The 19,711-nt window shown below is 63.8% G+C and carries 23 protein-coding genes and 1 tRNA gene; 9 read left to right on the forward strand and 15 right to left on the reverse strand.

Features of this window, described 5'->3' with window-relative positions; translation table 11 throughout:
- Nucleotides 1–324: 324 nt before the first annotated feature.
- Nucleotides 325–627: a hypothetical protein gene (locus tag OXG30_07740; protein MCY4134789.1), complete on the reverse strand. Its 303-nt coding sequence runs from the start codon at nucleotides 625–627 to the stop codon at nucleotides 325–327.
- 71 nt (nucleotides 628–698) lie between these two features.
- Here OXG30_07740 and OXG30_07745 point away from each other — a divergent pair, with 71 nt between their 5' ends.
- The 5 genes from OXG30_07745 (at nucleotide 699) to OXG30_07765 (ending at nucleotide 2,921) form a co-directional block, all read left to right on the forward strand.
- Nucleotides 699–1,031: a hypothetical protein gene (locus OXG30_07745; protein ID MCY4134790.1), complete on the forward strand. Its 333-nt coding sequence runs from the start codon at nucleotides 699–701 to the stop codon at nucleotides 1,029–1,031.
- A gap of 17 nt (nucleotides 1,032–1,048) precedes the next feature.
- Nucleotides 1,049–1,309, forward strand: coding sequence for an IS30 family transposase (locus OXG30_07750; GenBank protein MCY4134791.1), 261 nt, complete (start codon nucleotides 1,049–1,051; stop codon nucleotides 1,307–1,309).
- A 212-nt stretch (nucleotides 1,310–1,521) separates the two neighbouring features.
- Nucleotides 1,522–1,869 carry a hypothetical protein gene (locus OXG30_07755; protein MCY4134792.1) on the forward strand — a complete coding sequence of 116 codons (348 nt, stop codon included), beginning with the start codon at nucleotides 1,522–1,524 and terminating at the stop codon, nucleotides 1,867–1,869.
- Between the two features lie 42 nt (nucleotides 1,870–1,911).
- A complete protein-coding gene (locus OXG30_07760; protein MCY4134793.1) occupies nucleotides 1,912–2,352 on the forward strand; it encodes a hypothetical protein in 441 nt (146 codons plus the stop codon).
- A complete protein-coding gene (locus OXG30_07765; protein MCY4134794.1) occupies nucleotides 2,349–2,921 on the forward strand; it encodes a hypothetical protein in 573 nt (190 codons plus the stop codon). The genes OXG30_07760 and OXG30_07765 overlap by 4 nt, the downstream gene beginning before the upstream one ends.
- Nucleotides 2,922–3,341: 420 nt before the next feature.
- Here the strand turns inward: OXG30_07765 and OXG30_07770 are convergent.
- The 3 genes from OXG30_07770 to OXG30_07780 all read right to left on the reverse strand — a co-directional run bounded on the left by OXG30_07770 (nucleotide 3,342) and on the right by OXG30_07780 (nucleotide 4,383).
- Nucleotides 3,342–3,424, reverse strand: a tRNA-Tyr gene (locus tag OXG30_07770).
- 38 nt (nucleotides 3,425–3,462) lie between these two features.
- The gene (locus OXG30_07775; protein MCY4134795.1) at nucleotides 3,463–4,149 is read right to left on the reverse strand and encodes a hypothetical protein; all 687 of its coding nucleotides are present in this window, start codon (nucleotides 4,147–4,149) and stop codon (nucleotides 3,463–3,465) included.
- Nucleotides 4,150–4,167: 18 nt separating this feature from the next.
- Complete coding sequence (locus OXG30_07780) at nucleotides 4,168–4,383, reverse strand: hypothetical protein (protein MCY4134796.1); 216 nt, start codon at nucleotides 4,381–4,383, stop codon at nucleotides 4,168–4,170.
- Nucleotides 4,384–4,470: 87 nt separating this feature from the next.
- Between OXG30_07780 and OXG30_07785 the strand changes: the two genes are divergently transcribed.
- Complete coding sequence (locus tag OXG30_07785) at nucleotides 4,471–4,959, forward strand: YajQ family cyclic di-GMP-binding protein (GenBank protein MCY4134797.1); 489 nt, start codon at nucleotides 4,471–4,473, stop codon at nucleotides 4,957–4,959.
- Between the two features lie 24 nt (nucleotides 4,960–4,983).
- Here the strand turns inward: OXG30_07785 and OXG30_07790 are convergent, their stop codons facing one another.
- The 9 genes from OXG30_07790 to OXG30_07830 all read right to left on the reverse strand — a co-directional run bounded on the left by OXG30_07790 (nucleotide 4,984) and on the right by OXG30_07830 (nucleotide 14,801).
- Entirely contained in the window at nucleotides 4,984–5,844 is an 861-nt protein-coding gene (locus OXG30_07790) for a M48 family metalloprotease (GenBank protein MCY4134798.1), read from the reverse strand.
- Between the two features lie 110 nt (nucleotides 5,845–5,954).
- Entirely contained in the window at nucleotides 5,955–6,872 is a 918-nt protein-coding gene (locus OXG30_07795; protein MCY4134799.1) for an ABC transporter permease, read from the reverse strand.
- Entirely contained in the window at nucleotides 6,872–7,915 is a 1,044-nt protein-coding gene (locus OXG30_07800) for an ABC transporter permease (GenBank protein ID MCY4134800.1), read from the reverse strand. The genes OXG30_07795 and OXG30_07800 overlap by 1 nt, the downstream gene beginning before the upstream one ends.
- A 30-nt stretch (nucleotides 7,916–7,945) precedes the next feature.
- The gene (locus OXG30_07805) at nucleotides 7,946–9,499 is read right to left on the reverse strand and encodes an ATP-binding cassette domain-containing protein (GenBank protein ID MCY4134801.1); all 1,554 of its coding nucleotides are present in this window, start codon (nucleotides 9,497–9,499) and stop codon (nucleotides 7,946–7,948) included.
- A gap of 51 nt (nucleotides 9,500–9,550) precedes the next feature.
- Nucleotides 9,551–10,666, reverse strand: coding sequence for a BMP family ABC transporter substrate-binding protein (locus tag OXG30_07810; GenBank protein MCY4134802.1), 1,116 nt, complete (start codon nucleotides 10,664–10,666; stop codon nucleotides 9,551–9,553).
- A 114-nt stretch (nucleotides 10,667–10,780) separates the two neighbouring features.
- Nucleotides 10,781–11,554 carry an enoyl-CoA hydratase-related protein gene (locus OXG30_07815; protein MCY4134803.1) on the reverse strand — a complete coding sequence of 258 codons (774 nt, stop codon included), beginning with the start codon at nucleotides 11,552–11,554 and terminating at the stop codon, nucleotides 10,781–10,783.
- A 37-nt stretch (nucleotides 11,555–11,591) separates the two neighbouring features.
- Nucleotides 11,592–12,791 (reverse strand): CoA transferase, encoded by a 1,200-nt coding sequence (locus OXG30_07820; protein MCY4134804.1) that lies wholly within the window; start codon nucleotides 12,789–12,791, stop codon nucleotides 11,592–11,594.
- Nucleotides 12,788–14,149: an FAD-dependent oxidoreductase gene (locus tag OXG30_07825; protein MCY4134805.1), complete on the reverse strand. Its 1,362-nt coding sequence runs from the start codon at nucleotides 14,147–14,149 to the stop codon at nucleotides 12,788–12,790. The genes OXG30_07820 and OXG30_07825 overlap by 4 nt, the downstream gene beginning before the upstream one ends.
- Before the next feature lie 4 nt (nucleotides 14,150–14,153).
- Nucleotides 14,154–14,801: an XRE family transcriptional regulator gene (locus OXG30_07830; GenBank protein ID MCY4134806.1), complete on the reverse strand. Its 648-nt coding sequence runs from the start codon at nucleotides 14,799–14,801 to the stop codon at nucleotides 14,154–14,156.
- Nucleotides 14,802–14,846: 45 nt separating this feature from the next.
- Between OXG30_07830 and OXG30_07835 the strand changes: the two genes are divergently transcribed.
- Genes OXG30_07835 through OXG30_07845 form a run of 3 tightly spaced genes read left to right on the forward strand, consistent with a single transcriptional unit; the run spans nucleotide 14,847 to nucleotide 17,244 of the window.
- On the forward strand, nucleotides 14,847–16,475 hold the full coding sequence (locus tag OXG30_07835; protein MCY4134807.1) for a GMC family oxidoreductase: 1,629 nt from the start codon (nucleotides 14,847–14,849) through the stop codon (nucleotides 16,473–16,475).
- Nucleotides 16,475–16,894, forward strand: coding sequence for a hypothetical protein (locus tag OXG30_07840; GenBank protein ID MCY4134808.1), 420 nt, complete (start codon nucleotides 16,475–16,477; stop codon nucleotides 16,892–16,894). The genes OXG30_07835 and OXG30_07840 overlap by 1 nt, the downstream gene beginning before the upstream one ends.
- Nucleotides 16,891–17,244, forward strand: a complete 354-nt coding sequence (locus tag OXG30_07845) for a ferredoxin family protein (GenBank protein ID MCY4134809.1) — start codon at nucleotides 16,891–16,893, stop codon at nucleotides 17,242–17,244. The genes OXG30_07840 and OXG30_07845 overlap by 4 nt, the downstream gene beginning before the upstream one ends.
- Here the strand turns inward: OXG30_07845 and OXG30_07850 are convergent.
- The gene (locus tag OXG30_07850) at nucleotides 17,241–17,666 is read right to left on the reverse strand and encodes a hypothetical protein (GenBank protein MCY4134810.1); all 426 of its coding nucleotides are present in this window, start codon (nucleotides 17,664–17,666) and stop codon (nucleotides 17,241–17,243) included. The two genes, OXG30_07845 and OXG30_07850, sit on opposite strands and share 4 nt — an antisense overlap.
- A 62-nt stretch (nucleotides 17,667–17,728) precedes the next feature.
- The gene (gene acs / locus OXG30_07855) at nucleotides 17,729–19,687 is read right to left on the reverse strand and encodes an acetate--CoA ligase (GenBank protein ID MCY4134811.1); all 1,959 of its coding nucleotides are present in this window, start codon (nucleotides 19,685–19,687) and stop codon (nucleotides 17,729–17,731) included.
- Nucleotides 19,688–19,711 lie beyond the last annotated feature (24 nt).

A 19,711-nucleotide genomic window follows, 5' to 3' on the forward strand; every position in this document is an offset into this window, starting at 1 on the left:
GGATCGGCCGCTACAACACCCGCAGAATCCACTCGACCCTCGACTACCTGACCCCAACAGAATGGGAGGCCGCCCATCGGCACCGACTAGAACAAGCCGCATAAACCAAGTGACCGGACAACAGGGGGAACCTCAAACCCAACAGCTCCGAAGCGCCGGCCTCCGAATAGTCCGGAAACCCGAAACCCCCAGCAACGCCGGCGTCAGCGCCGCCTGTACTGGGATTCAACGTAAATTCCATAAATGAAATTATACCGACCCCAGTGACACATTCTCCCTTGAAATACAGCTGAAATGTCTATATACAGGTGCCCGCTTCTGTCCCTATTGAGCGGTGACAGTTTCGTAGATGCCTCGGGCTAGGCCGGCGAACACAATTTCTTGGAAGTCGGGGTCGTTGAGGCAGCGTTTGACGATTTCGTCGTTGTCGGCCATGCGGTCGATCATCAACTTGGGCAGCTCTTGGCGGATGGCGAGCTCGAACTTCTCGAAGGGGTTGGCTTCGGCGGTCTGACTGATGTTCTCGTCGTTCGCACCGTCTTCTTGTATCTGCTCGAAGAACAGCCGATCTGAATCGTCGAAAGCTGTGCGGAAGCGGTCTGTCGGGAATTTTGTGGGCGGTTTCAATCGGTGGTTGTTTCGCCGGTTGGGAGGCTGGCGGTGGCTGAGGGGGGATCGTCCGGGGCGAGCCGGGCGCGGTGATCGGGCGTCGTTTGGGCCGGGCGTGCTCGACGATCGCTCGGGAGATCTCGCGCGACGGCGGCCGCCGCCGGGGAGGCCCGCTCAAAGACACGGCGCCGATCGCCCGGCGGCCCGCAGAGGCCAACGACCGGAAGACGCCGGGGCATTGGGAAGGCGATCTCATAATCGGCAAAGGCGGCCGCCCCGCGACAGCCGCCCTGGTCGAGCGGACCACCCGGTTCACCATGCTGGTCCGCTTGCCCGACGGCCGAACGGCCGGTTCGCCGCACGCCGCGCTCACCACGGCACTGCCAAGCCTGCCCGACGGATTGGCACGCAGCCTCACCTGAGCATCCAGGGCAAGGAAATGGCCGATCACGCCCAGATCACCGCCGATACCGGTGTCCCGATCTACTTCTGCCGGCCCCCGTGCCCCTGGCAGCGCGGCACCAACGAGAACACCAACGGCCTGCTGCGCCAATACCTGCCCAAAGGAACCGACCTCTCACCGATCTCCCAACACGAACTCGACCAGATCGCCGCCGAGCCCAACGGCCGACCTCGACGAGTCCTCCAATGGATGACACCATTGGAGGCAATCAACCAAACAAGTGCAATGACCACATGAGAGCACCCACAAAAACTGACAGACCCGAAGACAGGCGGGAGGCGATATCGGTCCTCTTCGAAGAAGCTATCTCTTTCTTGGATACCCTCGGTGAGATACAGGCTGGGGCGGCAAGTGGGGCATCAACCGCGTGTGTGGGTGTTTGCCTCTAGTCTCCGTAACGGATTTTGACAGAGAGTGGTAGCCTCTACTAGTAAATCCACCTTCTGCAAATGACTCTGTGCGAGCATGTCAACGCATGTGCGCAGTTCGTGCAGCGAAAGGATTCTGCTTTGGCGCTGTCTGAGCTGCCAGACTTTGAGCGACCGCCGGTCATCGAGGTAGCACTCTCAGTTCAGTTCGAAGAATCGCTGGACATCCAGGCTTCCGGTGAGGACGTTCTCGCAGCTGCCTGGCCCGACTACGACCTCGAAATGCGTCCAGTACTGACGACGATGGGATTGGAACCGGGCGCGTTCGATCGGTCAGACGATGAAGCGGGAGACCTTAGGTTGTGGCTTTCGAATCCCGGCGGCAGTCGCGTGGTCCAGATACAGCATGATCGCCTCGCGGTTCATTGAACTCAAGAGGATTCAGAGGAGACGTATCCTCGTTTTCTTTCGTTGCGGGAGTTCTTCGTAGAGACATGGGACAAACTCGACGGTGCTGTCGGTGATCAGTTGGTGCCGGGCATCTGCCAAGTGCTCTATGTGAATCACATCGGTGCGGAGAGCGGCTGGCAAGGCCCTGAGGACACGGCCGAGATACTGGCACCTTGGGGTGGCATCATGAGCGATGACTTTCTTCCTGACCCCGGGATTGCTGCCACCTACCTGCACTTCCACATTCCTGATCCGGGCGAGTGGCTCGACATTCAGGCAGGCCCTGTAGGCGTTGATGATGAAATCGTCCTCGCGGTCTATCTCGCAGCTAGAGGAGTTGCGGCAACGCCCGATCTGAAAGGCGCTCTCGAATTCTTGGACCTCGCCCACGAATGGATTGTTCGAGGGTTTGCTTCGTTCACAACACCATCAGCACACAAGACATGGGGGCGAAAACAATGAACAGCCAAGCAGCGGGCCTCCTAGTCGAAACGCACCCCGTCGACGACTGTGAGAGCGGGGTCTTTCCGTGGGATCTAGAGACCATCTCGCGCCCCCTAAGAATTGTGGCCCCTGCGGCGTTCAATTTTTGGTTTCCCTTCGCTATGACCAGGAGAAGCCGTGGCGATGCTCTGGTGAGTGAGCAATTGTCGTCTGCGCCCATCGGCGCCTTGCATCAGGAGATTGCAGGGCTCGAAGAGCTTGAAGACGGCTGGTACGACACTGATGGAGAGGCAGGTAGAGCGCCAAATCCGGAAGCGATCCAAGGAGTCCGGAACCTCACGCCAGCTTTCCGGTTCTACGCATTGCCTTGTCCACATGTGTTTCCGTCCGTTGACGGCGGCGTTGCTATGGAATGGACACTGGGAGAGATTGAGGCGTCCATCGAATTCGGCGACTCGTCCGAGTATGCAACGGTCGCCTCATGGGACGCGACAACGGATAAACACATTTATGAGGAAGGTGTCCGAGTCGACAGAAAGTTCCTAAGGGACTGGCTGGGTGGCCTCATAGGCACACAAGTGCGGTGAGTTGGCCCGAACTGGAGGCTGGAGAAGCCGAAATCACCGATTCTTCTGAACGCCTGAGGCGTCAGATACACCCCAGATGGTTCCGCACCGACGGGTCCATCAAGTCAGAGGCATTCAAGCCCGGAAATAAGGTTGCGTCCACGACTAGGGATTCACTTCTTTCGCCGGAGGAAGCCCATTCCCGCTATCTGAACCCAACAGTGGTAGCTGCTTTGTCACAGTAGCCGAAATCGAAGACTGCGGACTTCGTGCTATTGACGACTCTGAAGTCGATGATGTGCCGTACGGCCATGCTTATATCGACCTCCGAATCTGTGGCAGAAGCGAGATGGACAGGAAGGCAAAGCAGCTCAAGAAGTTCGCGATGGAAAACGGGATATGGCGTCCTAGCGAGGTTGCCTGAACAAAGCTGTCACTGAGTGGGCCGGGGAGGATTTGAACCTCCGAAGGCGAATGCCGACGGGTTTACAGCCCGTTCCCTTTGGCCGCTCGGGCACCGACCCAACGAGGGACAACCCTACTTGCCTGCATCATTACCGCCCTACTCGAATTTCAGCTCGCTGGGTGGGGATATCTCCCAGCCGGCTTCTCTGAGGGCGGCAGCAGCATCTTCCTGATTCCGGCGTACTGCCGCTTTCAGCTGAATGGACTCCCACCGGGCTCTGTGCTCTTGGACCACCTGCTCCCAACCGGGCCGGGGATCGACCATCTCTTCTGTGATAATGAACTCCACAATGTCTTCCAAGCTGGGACGGAAGCGCTTGCCTCCCACGGGTAGGTGGAGGTCCCGGAGCTTGCGGGTCTTGCGCCTGTCTCCCAGGTAGACCGCGTCTAGATCATCACGCTGACCGGCTACGTGGAGGTGGGCGCTGGGAAACTGGTTAACGGGATTGCGGGCATAGTCAACGCCGAGGAGTAATTGGTCGTCTTCCATATCTGGCGATGTGTAGAGGCTCATAGTGCTCTCGGTCATGGTCAGGTAGACACCTTCGGGGTCCAACTCGTATGAGTGCTGCATGTAGAGGAAGATGACGGCCTTTCTACTGGAGGGTGAAATCGGGATTGGTTCTGGGTTTGGATTGGAACTCGTAATCCCCTTGCCGATGATTCCGTGACCTTTGTCGGTCTTCAAGGATGAGACTCGAATGCCATGGGTGACCGTCTTGTTCAGCAGTTCTGAGACTTCGTCGGCAAAGCGGCGCGCCTGGCTTTCAAGGCTCCCGGTCATTCGGGGATTCGACGCTATTCAGCCGCGGCCGAGACCTGAGACCACGAACCATGTCCTCCGGAGCTTTTCGGACTCGAACCTGCCGAGACGCGCCTGGCGGCGGAGTTCCTCAAGCTCAACCCCGGCATTATGAAGGGTCTCTTCGATGAGCACGTCAAGCTCTTCTTCGGTGATGTGGTACACCTCTGCTTCAGGCGCTGACGGCATGGCCTTCTCCCGTTGATTGCGGCACATTCAGTGTACTGGAACGCATGACAGTATCTCCGGTAGGCGTGCAGCCTGACATCAATATTACCTGTGGCGGTGCGGTAGGTTCGGGCCATGCCGACGTTTGATGTTTCTTCTGAGCTGGACATGCAGGAGGTCCGCAATGCGGTGGACCAGACGGCTCGGGAGATACACAGCCGCTACGACTTCAAGAACACCGGTAGCGAAGTGGCGCTGGGTGAGGGGGTCATCACGTTGCGGTCGTCCAACGAGGACCGGCTGGCCGCGGCCCGCCAGGTGTTGGAGGAGAAGCTGGTTCGTCGCAAGGTGTCGTTGAAGGGGGTTACCTATGGGCCGGTGGCCGACGCGGCCGGGGGGACGGTTCGCCAGGAGGCGGCACTGGCCGCGGGTATCTCAGCCGACAAGGCCCGGGAGCTGAACAAGTTCATCAAGAATCTGGGCATGAAGGGGATCTCTTCGCAGACCCAGGGCGGTCAGCTACGGGTGAGTGGCAAGAAGCGGGACATGCTTCAAGAGGTGATCGCTGCGCTCAAAGAGGCCGACTTTGCTATCCCTTTGCAGTTCGGGAACTTCCGGGACTGACCGGCCCCGGGCGAGGTTGACGGCTTAGTACGCCTGGGGGACCCACTCGCCGGCCCGGAGGCGGCGGATGCGCTCCTCGGCGGGGGGGTGGGTGCTGAACAGGTTGCGGAAGCTGACCCGGCCGGTGAGCGGGTTGACGATGTAGTGCGACGCCTGCTCCACCGGCACGTTGACCGGTATGCGCTGGGAGGCGGCGTTCAGCTTCTCCAGTGCCCGGGCCAGCGGCTCGCCGTCACCGATGAGCCGGGCTGCCGATGCGTCCGCTTGATATTCCCGGGTGCGGCTGATGGTCATTTGGAGCATCGAGGCGGCAATTGGGGCCAAAATTGCGGCCAAGATCACGCCGACTAACTCTCCAGGGCCGTTATCGCGGCCCCTTCCACCGAAGAAGATCATGCCCCAAATTGCGATTCGGGAGGCGAAGGTGATGGCCATGGCGATGGCGGCGGCCACCGATCCGATGAGGATGTCGCGATTGCGGATGTGGGCCAGTTCGTGGGCCAGCACACCCCGGATCTCATCCCAGGTCAAGTGGTTGATGAGCCCCTCGGTAACCGCCACCGCGGCGTGCTTGGGGTTGCGGCCGGTGGCGAAGGCGTTGGGCTGGGGATTGGGGCTCACGTACAGCTTGGGCATCGGAATCTGGGCCTTGGCCGTGAGTTCTTCCATGATGGCATGGTACTGGGGAAGCTGCTCCGGGGTGACCGGCACGGCCCGGGCCGAGGCGATGGCCAGCTTGTCGCTGAACCAGTAGGAACCGCCCACCACGATCACCGCGATGACAATCCCGATGGCCAGTCCGCCGCTGCCCCCCAACAGACCGCCGACAGCCACAAACAGCGCCGCCATCAGCACCAGCAGGAGAAATGTCTTGAACGTGTTCATACCCAGGGTCACTCCCTTTCGATCTGCTAGCAGGTTATCGGAGTGCAGCGAGTGTGCGGCAATGGCCGGTCGGACGCGGATCGCGGCACACTCTTGACGGGGCTGCTCAGCTAGTAGTCGGGTTCTCGCAGTTCGGCGTAGCCGGCCTCGGCTTCCAGGGATCGGCGGCGCCAAAGCCCGCCCAGCCACACGGCGAAGATCGTGATGACGAAGGGGATCATTAGCACGAACTCGCGCGGAACTCGCTCCGTGATGTTTATCTGCGATTGGATGCCGATGGCGTCGGCGAAGCCGAAAAACAACCCGGCCAAGGCCGCTCCGATGGGGTGCCATGCCCCGAAGATGACGGCCACAAAGGCGATGAAGCCTCGGCCGTTAGTCATGTTCTCGGTGAAGTTGCGCAGAGCTCCTACCGACAGCTCGGCACCGCCGAGTGCACAGAGCGCCCCGGCTATGAGCAACGCTTGAAGTCGGACGATCGAAGGGTTCACGCCCGCAGAGCGGGCCGAGAACGGGTATTCGCCCACTGCGGCAAGCCTCAGGCCGAACCGGCTGCGCCGCAGCACAACCCAGGCGGCCAGCACAATCAGCGGTGTGATCCATACCAGGATCGAGAGCTCGGAGACGATAACCCCTGCCCCTGAGGTGATCCCGCGCACCGGTCGGGGCAGCACTACGTCGGTGAAAATGGAGCCGCGTTTGTCAAAGATGGCGCCGAGGGCGAAGGCCGTGCCGCCGAGGCCGATGGAAGTGAGCCCCAGCCCGGCAATGATGACGTTGGCGCCGAGGGGACCGATTACCCACCAGTACAGCGCAGACAGGGCCAGGTTGACGCCTACGGCGGCCAGAATCCCAAGTTCCACCGAACCGGTGGCATCGCCGACGGCCACGGTTGTGAACGCGCCGCTGATCATCAGCCCTTCGAGTCCCAAATGGAAGATCCCGGCCCGGAAGGCGAAGACGCCTGCGGTTGCCACCAGCACCAGGGGGGCGGCCGAGCGAAGCGTGGTGGCGAGAATCTGCTCCATCAGCCCGCCGCTGTTTTCCCCTGAATGCCCGTCCGCCGCCACACCGCCTTGAACTTGATGGTGACCAAGAACGCCACCATGCCGTGCAGCAGCACTAGGGCGGGCGGTGGGAGATCGGTCACGATCGGCAAGAACAAGATGGCAGACTGCAAGCCCCCGAACAGGACGGCGGCCACCACCGTGCCTTCAACCGTCAGCAGGCCAACGAGCGCCACCACAACAGCGGTGAAGCCCACTTCGGGTGAGAACCCCGTGACCAGACGGGCACCGGGGCCATATAGCTCCACCGCCCCGGCGAGTCCTGCGAGTGCCCCGGACAGGGCGAAGGCAGCAAGGCCGACGCGGCGCACGTCGATGCCCTGCCAACGGGCCATCGTGGGGTTCCGGCCCACCAGAGTCATGGCCAGCCCGAAACGAGTGCGCTCCAACAAGAGCCACACCAGCACGGCTACGCCGCCGACGATTACCAGCACCGTGGCCGAAACGCCGGAGCCATCGGTGATGCGGAACGCGTCTGGTATGCGCTCGCTGGCCGCGGTCTGGCCCGTGCCCGAGGGGTTTCTCATGGGTCCGGCGGTGAGGTACTGGAGCACAAGCGCGCCGATGAAACTCATCATCAGCGTGGTGAGCACCTCATCGGTGCCGAAGCGCACCCGCAGATAGCCGGGGAGCAGTGACCAGGCTGTCCCGGCACCGATGGCCGCGAGCGTTCCGCACAGCATCACCAGCGGTGCCGGACCCTCGCGCCATCCCAGCGACACGGCCAGGGCGCAGCAGGCGCCAATGTAGAACTGCCCTTGGCCGCCGATGTTGAAGAACCCGGCCCGAAACCCGATCACCACCCCCAAACCGATGAGCAGCATCGGAATCGACCAACGGATTGTCGAAGTGGAAGCCCCTGTAGCAGTGACTGCTCCTTGGATGATGCCGGAGAACACATCGCCCACGGAGTAGCCGCTGATCCACAGGATAAGCGTGGTAAAGAGGAGGGAAACCACCACCAGCACCACAGTGGAGGCCACCCGTTGCAGGCCGCCGGTCAACGCAGGGCCCCGGTCATGGCCTTGTCCCGGTCACCGCAGGGCCCCGGTCATGGCGTCGCCCACCGTGCGGCGGTCGTAGGGCGCTTCGAAACTTGCCACGATGCGTCCGCCGTACATCACGAGGAGGCGGTCGGAGAGCTCGAACAGCTCATCGAGGTCGGAGGACACCAGCAAGACACCCGCGCCGCCATCTCGCAACTCCCGCAGCGACTGGCGCACGAAGTTGGTGGCGGAGAAGTCGAGGCCGCGAGTGGGTTGGGCCGCCACCAGCAGTTCGGCTCCCGGAGCCAGTTCTCTCGACAGGATCAAGCGCTGCACATTTCCGCCGGAGAGGCTTTCGGCCGGTTGCGCTACGGTGTTGTAGCGCACCCGCCAAACATCCATCGCCTCGGCTGCTCGACGCTTGTATTGGCGAAGCGAGATCAGCGGGAACCGCCGCCGGCGCCGCCCAACAAGGCGAAGCGCCGATTGGTTCAGCCACAGAGGGGCACTGCGGCTGATCCCCTCGGTGTTTCGGTCAAAGGGCACCAGGCGCAGTCCCCGCAGCCGTCTGCGAGCGGGACCAGCGCGGGTTGCGTCGATATCGCCGAGGCGCATAGAGCCGTCGGCGATGGGAGTCAGGCCGGCGATGGCCGAGACCAGGCTCCGCTGCCCGTTTCCCTCCACGCCGGCGATGCCCACGATCTCTCGGGATTCGACTCGGAGGTTGATTTTGCTGAGACCGAGCTCGAAGGCTGATTCCCGGCTGGAGACACCTACCAACTCCAACAGCGTCTCCTGAGCTGCTTCGGCTCTGGGTGCCATGCTGATGGTGCGATCAGCGCCGGATTCGGGTCCAACGATGGCGTCGCTCAGCTGTCCTTCAGAGACCTCGGCCATCTCGCTGGGGCCGAGGACCAATTCGCCGTCGCGCAGCACGCTCACCGTTTCCGCGACATCGGCTACCTCCCGCAACTTGTGCAGCACAATGAGGATGGTGACCCCGCCGTCGCGAAGGCGCTGCAAGCGCTCAAACAGTTGGTCGGTAGCGGTAGGCGTGAGCAAGGCCGTGGGCTCGTCCAACAGCAGAATTCGCGCGTCTCCAGCCAGCGCCCGCACAATCTCCAGCGACTGGCGGGTTTCCACGGGCAGATCCCGGATGCGAGTCGACAGCATTGCCAGATCGCCTAATTCGGCCACCTCGTTCTGCCATTGCCGGTGCAGTTCGGTCCGCCGGAAGAACCAACGGCCGCCTTTTCGGGCCGCGGTCAACTCAAGTGCCTCGGCGACCGTGAATGAGGGGGGCAGCGAGAAGTGCTGGTGGACCATCGCCAGTCCAGCGATTTGGGCGGCCCGCACGTCGCCGGGAGGAACCACACGCCCGCCCACCTGCACCTCTCCAGCCTGCGGTGCTTGCAGTCCGCCGAGAACTTTGGCCAGGGTGGTCTTGCCCGCTCCGTTCTGGCCGACTAGCGCGTGGATGCGACCGGGGGCAAGGTCGAGGCTTACATCGCGCAAGGCCTGGACGGCCCCGAAGGAGACGCCGAGCGATCGGCAGCGAACCGCCGGGGTATCGCCAGATGCCGACTCGCTCGGCACCGTCATCGCTTCAAGGTTACCGGCCTCAGGCTTCGGGATCGAAGGACGCTAGCGGCCTCAGAGCTCAGGATCGAAGGGCACGTCGAGTGATCCGTCGGTGATCTGCGAGCGAGCCTCGTCGATCTCGCCCAGCGTGGCGTTGATGATGTCCACCATCTCGGCCGGGCCGTCGGCAAGGAAGTCGGGATTGATCAACAGGTCAACCCCGCCTTCGGCCACTCCGGCGCCGACGTAGCCGGGCGTGTAGTCGTCGCTGAGGGCGTGGTCTACTTGGTCGTAGAGAACCTGTGCCCAATAAAGCAGGACACTGGCGATCACGGCGGGGCTGTCGAAGTAGTTCTCCGAGCCGCCAATCACGTAGCCGCCCTTCTCCTCGGCGGCTTGGATAACGCCTAGGTCGGTGGCAGCGGCGTCGGTCATGATGATGTCCACGCCGCCGTCGTACAGCGCTGCGCCGAGTTCACGACCCTTGGCGGGGTCCTCGAAGGAATCCGCGAACGCGGCCTCGCCAGTGATGTCGGAGTTCTTGGTCTGGGCCGCGGCCACGAAGGCGTTGTAGTCGGCATTCAGCGGCGGGATCGACACGCCGCCCACGAATCCAACCTTGTCGGTGGTGTTCAGCGCACCGGCAAGGATGCCGGCCAGATAGGTGCCCTTGTAGTAGTCGAATCCGACGGAGACGAGATTGTCAACGCCTCCCTCGAAACCGAAGACGTGAATAAAGCGGGTGTCGGGGAAATCCGGGGCCACGGCTGTGACGGCATCCTGCATGGGTGGGAAGGTCACGGCGATGATGTCGGTGCCCTGATTGGCCAGATTTCGCAGGGTGGTCTCAAAGGTGGAGGGGTCGGTGGCCTCGATGAAGGTGGTTTCTGCGCCGAAGTCGGCCTCCACCATTTCGAGCCCTCGTAAGAGATCGTCGATCGGCCCCATGTCGCCCGCCTTCTGGTTGACCACGAGGGCCACCGATGGCGCCTCGGCTGGCTCTGGGGCGGGTGTCGGCGCCTCGGTGGGATCAGGCTCAGGTGCCTGCGTCGGGGCCTGAGTCGGCGCCTCAGTTGGGGCAGGGGTGGACTCCGGGGCGGCGCTGCCTCCGTCGTCATCGTTTCCGCAGGCGGCGGCGACAAGGGTGAGGGCCAGCAGGATGGCCGCGAACTTGAGTCGATTTCTCATTAGATTCCTCCCTGCTCGGGGCAGTGAGTTCACTATAATACAGTTTTTCAATTAATCGAAAGTGTAGATCTTCAGTTAATCGAAATTAGCCAGGTGCCCGACCGGCAGGGCGACTCAGCGGCCTTCCCATCGAGGGGCCCGCTTCTCGCTGAAGGCTCGAATTCCCTCCTCACAGTCCGACGACGTCAGCACCTCCACCAGGGCGGGAAGGTTGGCCATACGGGCGTCGGCGGCGGTCATATGGGAGGTGCGATTCACAATCTGCTTGATGGCCCGCAGCGACAGCGGGGCGCACGCCAGCAGATCCTCCAGCCAGCGGTCCACCGCGGTGTCCAGTTCCTCCGCGGGAACGACCTCGTTCAGCAGGCCCAGCCCCAGTGCCTCGGCGGCGCTGAAGCGCTTGCCGGTCAACAGCACCTCCATGGCCCACTTGGCCGGCAACTGCCGTGCCAGCGACACGATTCCCCCGTCCAGAGGAAGGCGACCCAATCGGGGCTCCACGAAGCCCAACACGGCATCGGCCGAGGCCACCGCCAAGTCGCATCCCACCACCAGTTCCAAACCGCCACCGAGGGCATACCCGTTGACCCTGGCCAGCACCGGCACATCCAGAGAGTCGCGCAGCGGAAGGTGGCCGAAACCGTCCTTGCGGGGCCGCAGCCAATAGTCGAGGTCGGTGGCCCCCTCGGCGCGCATGTCGTCGCCGGCGCAGAAGGAGCGGTCGCCGGCGCCGGTGAGAACCACCACCCGCACCGAGCGGTCGGCTTCGATGGCCTCCCAGGTCCGCAGCAGCTCGGTTTGGTGGGCCTCGTCGATGGCGTTCAGCCGCTCGGGGCGGTTGATCGTCACCCGGGCGACGTGATCGGCCACAACCAGATCGATGCTCATTTCAGCGCTCCACAATTCGACAACACGAGGTCAGGGCTCATGCCAGCACTCCTGCGGTGATGAGCGCATGGACGCGTTCAGATTCGATTCCGAAGTCAGCCAACGCCTCAGCAGCACCTTGCCCCAGTCTTGGCGGAGGAAAGCGCAGCGATGCTGGTGTATCCGGCAGATGCACCGGAGACGCCAGCGAGCGCAGCGGCGTCAGGGCCGCTCGGGGCATCTCCGCGATCATCGGCGCGGTATGGGGGTCGTCTAGAGCCTCTTCAAGGGTCCGCACCGGCGCGCAGAGCACGTCTTGGGCTTCGAGACGCTGGACCACCTCGGCAGTGCTGAATCGCCCGATAGCCTCGGCGATCAAGGTTTGAAGGCGGGGCCGGTTGACGGCTTGTTCTGCCATGGTAGCGAATTCGGGCTGAGTCGAGAGGTCTGGCATCTCAAGGGCGGTGCAGATGTCGCGCAGCGGATTCGCCTTGAAGGCCCCCACCACAACAACCTCGCCGTCGGCCGCGGCAAATGTGCCCACCAGGGGGAGTCGAGCCCAGTTCACGACCTCGCGACCCATCAGCGACATCGTGGCTTCCAAGATCTGCATGGCGAGAAGGGAGTCGTATAGCGAAACCTCGACCCTCTGGCCGCGTCCGGTGCGGGATCGTTGGAGCAGGGCCATGAGGATGCCCTGCACCATGTGCATTCCGGCGGTGTAGTCGGCCAGCGACACGGGATAGATCGCGGTGGGGTGGTCGTCGTCGGCCTTGTGGGCCATGGCCCCGGTGAGCGCCTGGGCCAGGATGTCTTGGCCGCCTTTGCGAGCGTACACCCCCTCGGTGCCGAAGCCGGTGCCTTGGGCGTAGACGATGCCGGGGTTGACTTCCGACAAGCGCTGGTAGCCCAGTCCCAAGCGGTCCATCACGCCTGGCCGGTAGTTGTTCACCACCACGTCGGCCTCGGCCACCAGATCGTCGATCAGGGCCAATCCCTCGGGGGTGCGGACATCAACCGCCACGCTGCGCTTGTTGCGGTTCACCGCTCCGAAGGCAGGATGCTCGGCACCGTCGGGATCGACGATGGCATGGCGGAAGATGTCGCCGCTGCCGGGGCGCTCGATCTTCAATACGTCGGCCCCGTGGTCGGCCAAAAGCTGGGTGGCGACGGGGCCCATCATGATCTGTGAGAAATCCAGGACCCTTATCCCGGCCAGCGGTTGGGCCGCGTTGGTGTCTGCGGCCCAACCGCTCACGGGGCCCCCTTTGTTGGGGGGCTGGCCGGGCGCGCCCGGGGGGAGGGGATGTCTCCCGGGTCGGCGCCGTGGCGGCGCAGGCGGCGCTGGATCGCGGCCACATCCGCTTTGCGGACGGTAACGCCAGTGTCCAGCGCCTCGACGGCGGCTGTGCCTGCCGCCTCGCCCATCGCCATGCAGGGCGGAATCTCCCGCGACAGCTTCTGGGCCTCGGGGGTCACTGAGTAGTGCCGTCCTGCGACCAGTAGCTGCTCCACCCGACGCGGCAGCATCGCCCGGTACGGCGTGTAGTAGCCGCGGCCGCGGGCCACGCTGTCGGTGAAGTGAACCCGGTTCACCACGTCGTCTTTGGTTACGACGTACTCGCCATCGATCAGGCGCGACTGGCGGACTCCTATCTGGGGCGCCACGTCGATCACCACGGCCTTCTCGAACCCCGGATAATGGTCGCGCACATAGTCCACAAGACCGGCGATCTTCTTGCGCCCCTCCCGGTCGGCAGCGGTGAGATCCTCCACGCTCAGGCCGTCGTAGCCGGTCATGTGGGGACAGTTGCACCACACCACCCCCGGCAGCGGCGTCTTCAACCACCAGATGGCCCATGAACCGCCGAGGATTCGCCGGGCCTCGCGGTTCACCGCATGGCACTCGGCGGGCTGGGAGCGCTCGAAATGCTCGGCGGCGTCGGTGTCCACATTGCCGAGGCGAAAGACCGGGGTGACCATGTACGATCCCTCCACGAAGGGCGCGCCGGCGCGGGCAGCCACATCGGCGTCGCCGCTGGCGTCGATCACCACGTCGCCGAGCACCGCTTGGGGGCCGGCTTTGGTTTCGCAGATCACGCCGGATACGGCATCGCCCTCCATGATCGGCGCCGAAAACCACGAGTGGAGCCGAACGTCGACCCCTGCTTCCTCCACAAGGTTGTTGGATACCCGCTTCCATCCGTCGGGGTCGAAGGCCACGGCGTACAAGATGGACTTCTTGGGGCCTTTGGCGTAGAGGTCGAACACCCCCCATCGAGACCAGCGGTTCCACATCTCGTCACTCAGGATGCGGTCTTCTGGCGGTGGGTAGACGGCCAACCCCAGCGCGTCGAGGCGCTGCACCATCTCTTGGGCGATGCCATGAACGGTGACCTCTTCGGCGCCGTCGGCGAAGTCGTCGAGCACCAGCACCATTCCTCCCGCCGCCAGACCTCCGAGGTAGGCATAGCGCTCCAGCAGGGTCACGCTGGCTCCTTGGCGGGCTGCCGACACCGCGGCAGCCAACCCGGCCGGTCCGCCCCCGACCACAACCACGTCGCTTCGGGCCATCACCGGCGCGTCGGCAGCGGCTCGGGTGACGGAGGCGCCCATCGCCTCAGAAGCTCGGTGGGGTTACCACCCACAGGGTCACCGATGTGACTTCGCCAGGGTTCTCGTACCAGTGGGGGATGGTGGAGTCGTAGGAAATGGAGTCTCCCGCTCGCAGCACGTAGTGGGCGCCGCCCACGTTCACGGCGTGGCTTCCCTCCAAGACGATGCCGAATTCCTCGCCTTCGTGTGCGAATGGCGTGTCCTCGGTGGAGTATCCCGGCTCGGTCTCGATGCGGATGACCTCGAGGGCGCTGTCGGGCCTCGTGGTGAGCAATTCGGCCACGATGAGCTCATCGTTGGGAAGGTTGAGCCGGCGCCGATCCTCTTTTCTCAGCACCGGCGAGGTCATCTGCTCCCCGGCGACGAGGCGCGCCACCGGGATGCCAAGGGCGTGGGCCACCTGCACGAGCGTGTTGAATGACGGGTTGCCCTGTCCCCGCTCCACTTGGGAGAGCAGCCCCGCGCTGACCCCGGAGGCCGCGGCAAGCTGCTCTAGCGTCAATCCTTGGAGCTTTCGCAGCCGCTTGATCTCATTGCCCACTACCTGCACGGTGAGCGGGGGGCGGTCGGCGATGGCAAGGCGGGCGGCAGGGGCCGGAGTGTGCCAGTTGGACTTGTCGCTGTTCGGGTCTGGCGAATGCACTGTGGTCACTTCTACGAGAGGGTGGCTATCTTCAACAAAGTATATTATTTCAATATGGTGACGCAGGGGCACCAATCGAACGTGGTGATAATCGGCGCCGGCGCCTCGGGCTCAGTCGCCGCTGCACGCCTGACTGCCGCCGGTTTTGAGGTTGTCTGTTTGGAGCAGGGTGATTGGGTGGGTCCCGCAGATTATATGGGTGCCCAACCTGAGGCTGAGCTGGCATGGATTGAGCGGTGGAATCCCGATCCCAACGCCCGCCAAGGTTGGGCCGACTATCCGCTGACCGGGGATGCCGATGTGCGCCCGGTGATGTACAACGGCGTCGGCGGCGGCCTGGTGCAGTGGGCGGCCATGTGGCAGCCGCTGCTGGTCTCAGACTTCCGAGTGCGAACGCTCGACAGTGTTGCCGAAGACTGGCCCATCAGCTGGGGCGATCTGGCTGATGCCTACGCGCAACTGGCCGTCGACATGTCAGTGTCGGGCTTGGGCGGCGATCCAGCTCTGCCCGAGATGGACCCCTATCCCAACCCGCCGATACCCATTGGAAAGATCGGGAGGGTCGCAGCAGAAGGCATGGACCGCCTCGGCTGGCATTGGTGGCCCGGCGCCAATGCAATCGCCTCTCGTCGCCACCGAAGCCTTCAAGCCTGCCAACGGCGGGGCACCTGCATGACCGGATGCCCGGAGAACGCCAAGGCCACCCCATCGCTCACGCACTGGCCTTCCGCTCAGGCCGCAGGTGCCCGACTAGTGACCGGCGCCCGCGTGATGGAGATTCCCGTGGACGAAAGAGGTCGGGTGCGCGGTGCTGTGTATCGAGACCGCGATGGCGTCGAGCACTTCCAGCCGGCGCAGGTGGTGATGTTGGCTGCCAACGCGGTGGGGACTGCTCGTTTGTTGCTGCTGTCGGTGTCGTCACGATTCCCCGATGGTCTGGCCAACTCTTCAGGACTGGTGGGACGACGGCTGATGCAGCACCCCTATCAAACAGTGACCGTCGTCTGCGACGATCCGCTCGAAGGCTGGCAGGGTCCTTGGGGGCAGGCCATCTACTCGCTGGAGTTTGCGGAGACCCACCCTGATCGGGATTTCCTGCGCGGCGCCAAATGGATGGTGATGCCGCACGGCGGGCCAATGTTCGCCGTGGCGGAATACCAGGAAGCCCGCCGGCACGAGGGCTTCGATGCGATATGGGGCCCCAATTTCCATCGGGCGGCCAATGAGATTTTCGGGCGCGCATTCACCTGGGGTATTCAGGCGGAAGATCTTCCCGAAGACCACAACCGGGTGATTCTTGATCCGTCGGAGTGCGACTCTTCGGGACTGCCTGCTGCTCGCATCGAGTACCGGGTGTCGGAGAACACCCGTCGCATACTCGACTTCAATGTGGCACGGGCCGTTGAAGCGGCAGAGTCGTCGGGAGCGGTGTCCACCATGGTGCGCGACATCTGGCCTACTGGCATCGGCCATGTGCTGGGCACAACCAGAATGGGCGACGACCCTGAGTCCTCCGTGGTGGATCGTTGGTGCCGGGCCCACGGCGTGCCAAATCTTTATGTGATCGACGGGGGTGTCTTTGTGACTGGGGGATCGGCTAATCCGACGGCCACCATTATGGCCAACGCTCTGCGTGTCACCGACCACATGATTGAAGCCCGGGCCTCACAAGAGGTGCCCTAATGAACGGTTCGGAGCCGACTCCAGCCCAACGTTTGGCGCTGGCGCGTCTGGCTGACATCCTCGTGGCCGAGGGGCTCGACATGCCATCCGCCTCTGCGGTCGGCGTGGCCGGCGACCTGCTGGACCGATGCCTCGTGGCTGCACCCTCCTTGTTTGAGCCGCTAGTGGCTTTGCTCGACGAGGTGCCTGCTGACGGCCTAGAAGACTTTGTGCGGCGATTGGAAATCGAGCGTCCTGGTGATTTCGCCATTCTGTCCACCACTGTGGTGGGTGCCTACTACCTCAGCGAGGAGGTGCGGGAGCTGATTGGCTACCCCGGCCAGCAGCCCAGCCCATTTTCGGTGGCCTCCGAACCCGACTACCTCGAGCTGCTAGAACGGGTCTACGAGCGGCACCCCGGCTATCGGGAGTGCTCATGACCTACGTGATCGGACCCCCTTGCATCGATGTCAAGGATGCCGCTTGTGTGGCCGAGTGCCCGGTGGACTGCATCTACACAGGCGGGCGGATGCTCTACATCCAACCTGATGAGTGCATTGACTGCGGTGCCTGTGAACCGGTCTGCCCGGTTGAGGCCATCTATCCCGAAGCGTTCCTGCCCACTGATTTTCAGGCCTTTACAGAGGTCAATGCAGATTTCTTCCAGGTCGCGGGTCTCGGCGCACCAGGCGGTGCCGCCCATGTCGAGGCTGTGGAGACCGATCATCCCGTAGTGGGCGGCTGGCCGCAGTCCCCTCCTCCTGAGGCATCCGCTCCAATCGCTCGTTAGCGGTCGTAGTAGCCGGAGTAGACGTAGATGCAGGGGACATCGACCTCGGCGTACATCTCCACGTTGCGGGGGTCGTCCTCGAGGGCGCACAGCAACTCGAAACCGTGTTGGCGGAGATTGGCCACTTCGGCGGCCTTGTAGGCACGAGACCTCTCGCTGCTGTTGGGGGGTCGCAGGATCAGCAGATCCCAGCGGACTTGGTGGGTCTTGAGCCAGGCCACCGTGTCGTCCAGCAGCGACCAGGGGCGGGCGGTGAGCAGCACGACGGTGATGTCGGAGGCCAATGAGTTGACCAAGGCCACCGCCGCCTCCAGCGGGGGGTCGTCGGGGCAGCCGGCGAAGAACTCATCCCAGCGGCGGGCTTGAGCCAAGTGCTGGCGGTTGCTGCCGTCGGAGATGACCCCGTCCACGTCCACAATCACCGCGGGACCCCCGTCGAGGGGGGCGTCCCGCCATGTCCAGTGAGATAAGGTGGTTGGCTGGCTCAATCTTCTTGGGGGGACTCGGAGGCCCGGGTCCGGATCTCGTCCACCACCGACTGGTCGGCCAGGGTGGTGGTGTCGCCCAGGCTGCGGCCCTCGGCCACATCCCGCAACAGGCGGCGCATGATTTTGCCCGAGCGGGTCTTCGGCAGGTCGGGAACCAGCACCACCGTCTTGGGGCGGGCGATGGGGCCCAGCTTGGTGGCCACGTGCTGGCGAACCTCCTCGCCCAACTCCTCGGTGGCGTCATGGCTGCCTCGCAAGATCACATAGCCGATGATGGCTTGGCCGGTGGTGTCATCGGCCGCGCCCACCACGGCGGCCTCGGCCACCGCGGCGTGGTCCACCAGGGCCGACTCCACCTCGGTGGTGGAGATGCGGTGACCGGAGATGTTCATCACGTCGTCCACCCGGCCGAGCAGCCACAGGTAGCCGTCGTCGTCGACCTTGGCCCCGTCGCCCGCGAAATAGCGGCCATCGAACCGGCTCCAGTACGTCTCCCGGTAGCGCTCGGGGTCGCCCCAGATGCCTCGCAGCATCGACGGCCACGGGCGGGTGATGGTGAGGTAGCCGCCGCCTCGCTCCACCGGGCGGCCGTCATCGTCTACCAGTTCGGCGAACACCCCGGGAATGGGGTGGGTGGCCGACCCCGGCTTGGTGGTGGTCACGCCGGGCAGCGGGGAGATCATGTGGCCGCCGGTCTCGGTCTGCCACCATGTGTCCACTATGGGGCAGCTGCCCCCGCCGATGTGGGTGTGGTACCACATCCACGCCTCGGGGTTGATGGGCTCGCCCACCGTGCCCAGCACCCGCAGGCTGGACAGGTCGTGCTTGGCCGGCTCTTGGGCGCCCCACTTCATGAAGGTGCGGATGGCGGTGGGGGCGGTGTAGAGCTGGGTGACGCCGTAGCGCTCCACGATGTCCCAGAGGCGGTCGCGGTCCGGGGTGTCGGGGGTGCCCTCGTAGATCACCGAGGTGGCGCAGTTGGCCAGCGGGCCATACACGATGTAGCTGTGGCCGGTGACCCAGCCGATGTCGGCCGCGCACCAATAGACATCGCTGTCGGGCTTCAGGTCGAACACGTATTTGTGGGTGAAGGCCACCTGGGTGAGGTAGCCGCCGGTGGTGTGCATGATGCCCTTGGGCTTGGCGGTGGTACCTGACGTGTAGAGCAGGTAGAGGAGGGCCTCGGAGTCCATGGGCTCGGGCGGGCAGTCGGCGGCGGCATCGGCCATGAGGTCGTGCCACCACAGATCTCGGCCCTCGGCCATCTCGACGTCGGTATCGCAGCGATTGACCACCACTACGTGCTCCACGGAAGCCGCTCCTTGGCTGAGGGCGGTGTCCACGTTGGGCTTCAGCATGGAGGGGGCACCGCGGCGGTAGCCGGCATCGGCGGTGATGATGAGGCGGGCCTCGGCGTCCTCGCACCGGTCGACAATGGCGTCGGGGGAGAAGCCGCCGAAGATCACCGAGTGGGCCACACCGATGCGGGTGCAGGCCAGCATGGCCACCGGCAGCTCGGGGATCATCGGCATGTAGATGGCCACCCGGTCGCCTGCGCTCAACCCCAGGCCCTTGAGCACGTTGGCAAACTTGGAAACCTCGGCAAGCAGATCGGCGTAGGTGATGGTGAGGGTGTCGCCCGGCTCGCCCTCCCAGTGGAAGGCGATCTTGTCGCCCTTGCCCGCTTCGACGTGGCGGTCGAGGCAGTTGTACGACACGTTGAGGGCGCCGCCGACAAACCACCGGGCAAAGGGCAGATCCCACTCCAGGGCGGTGTGGAAATCGGTGTCCCAGCTCAGCAGCTCCCGGGCCTGCCGAGCCCAGAATGACTCATAGTCGGCGTCGGCTTCGTCGTAGAGCGAGCGGTCGTTGGTTAGCGCAGCAGCGGCGAAATCGGCGGCCGGGGCGAAAGTGCGGTCCTCGACGTAATAGTCCTCGATGGTGGCGTCGGCCATGGGTCAGTCCTTTCCGGTGCTCTC

It is taken from the genome of bacterium (assembly GCA_026708015.1).
Classification (GTDB): Bacteria; Actinomycetota; Acidimicrobiia; order Acidimicrobiales; family Bin134; genus Poriferisocius.

Coding starts and splice junctions, on each gene's coding strand:
- OXG30_07765 (MCY4134794.1), top strand. CDS start 2,349: ATGAACAGCCAAGCAGCGGGCCTCCTAGTCGAAACGCACCCCGTCGAC.
- OXG30_07845 (MCY4134809.1), top strand. CDS start 16,891: ATGACCTACGTGATCGGACCCCCTTGCATCGATGTCAAGGATGCCGCT.
- OXG30_07835 (MCY4134807.1), top strand. CDS start 14,847: ATGGTGACGCAGGGGCACCAATCGAACGTGGTGATAATCGGCGCCGGC.
- OXG30_07785 (MCY4134797.1), top strand. CDS start 4,471: ATGCCGACGTTTGATGTTTCTTCTGAGCTGGACATGCAGGAGGTCCGC.
- OXG30_07750 (MCY4134791.1), top strand. CDS start 1,049: ATGGCCGATCACGCCCAGATCACCGCCGATACCGGTGTCCCGATCTAC.
- OXG30_07805 (MCY4134801.1), bottom strand. CDS start 9,499: ATGACGGTGCCGAGCGAGTCGGCATCTGGCGATACCCCGGCGGTTCGC.
- OXG30_07810 (MCY4134802.1), bottom strand. CDS start 10,666: ATGAGAAATCGACTCAAGTTCGCGGCCATCCTGCTGGCCCTCACCCTT.
- OXG30_07795 (MCY4134799.1), bottom strand. CDS start 6,872: ATGGAGCAGATTCTCGCCACCACGCTTCGCTCGGCCGCCCCCCTGGTG.
- OXG30_07790 (MCY4134798.1), bottom strand. CDS start 5,844: ATGAACACGTTCAAGACATTTCTCCTGCTGGTGCTGATGGCGGCGCTG.
- OXG30_07840 (MCY4134808.1), top strand. CDS start 16,475: ATGAACGGTTCGGAGCCGACTCCAGCCCAACGTTTGGCGCTGGCGCGT.
- OXG30_07815 (MCY4134803.1), bottom strand. CDS start 11,554: ATGAGCATCGATCTGGTTGTGGCCGATCACGTCGCCCGGGTGACGATC.
- OXG30_07780 (MCY4134796.1), bottom strand. CDS start 4,383: ATGTGCCGCAATCAACGGGAGAAGGCCATGCCGTCAGCGCCTGAAGCA.
- acs (MCY4134811.1), bottom strand. CDS start 19,687: ATGGCCGACGCCACCATCGAGGACTATTACGTCGAGGACCGCACTTTC.
- OXG30_07825 (MCY4134805.1), bottom strand. CDS start 14,149: ATGGGCGCCTCCGTCACCCGAGCCGCTGCCGACGCGCCGGTGATGGCC.
- OXG30_07755 (MCY4134792.1), top strand. CDS start 1,522: ATGACTCTGTGCGAGCATGTCAACGCATGTGCGCAGTTCGTGCAGCGA.
- OXG30_07775 (MCY4134795.1), bottom strand. CDS start 4,149: ATGACCGGGAGCCTTGAAAGCCAGGCGCGCCGCTTTGCCGACGAAGTC.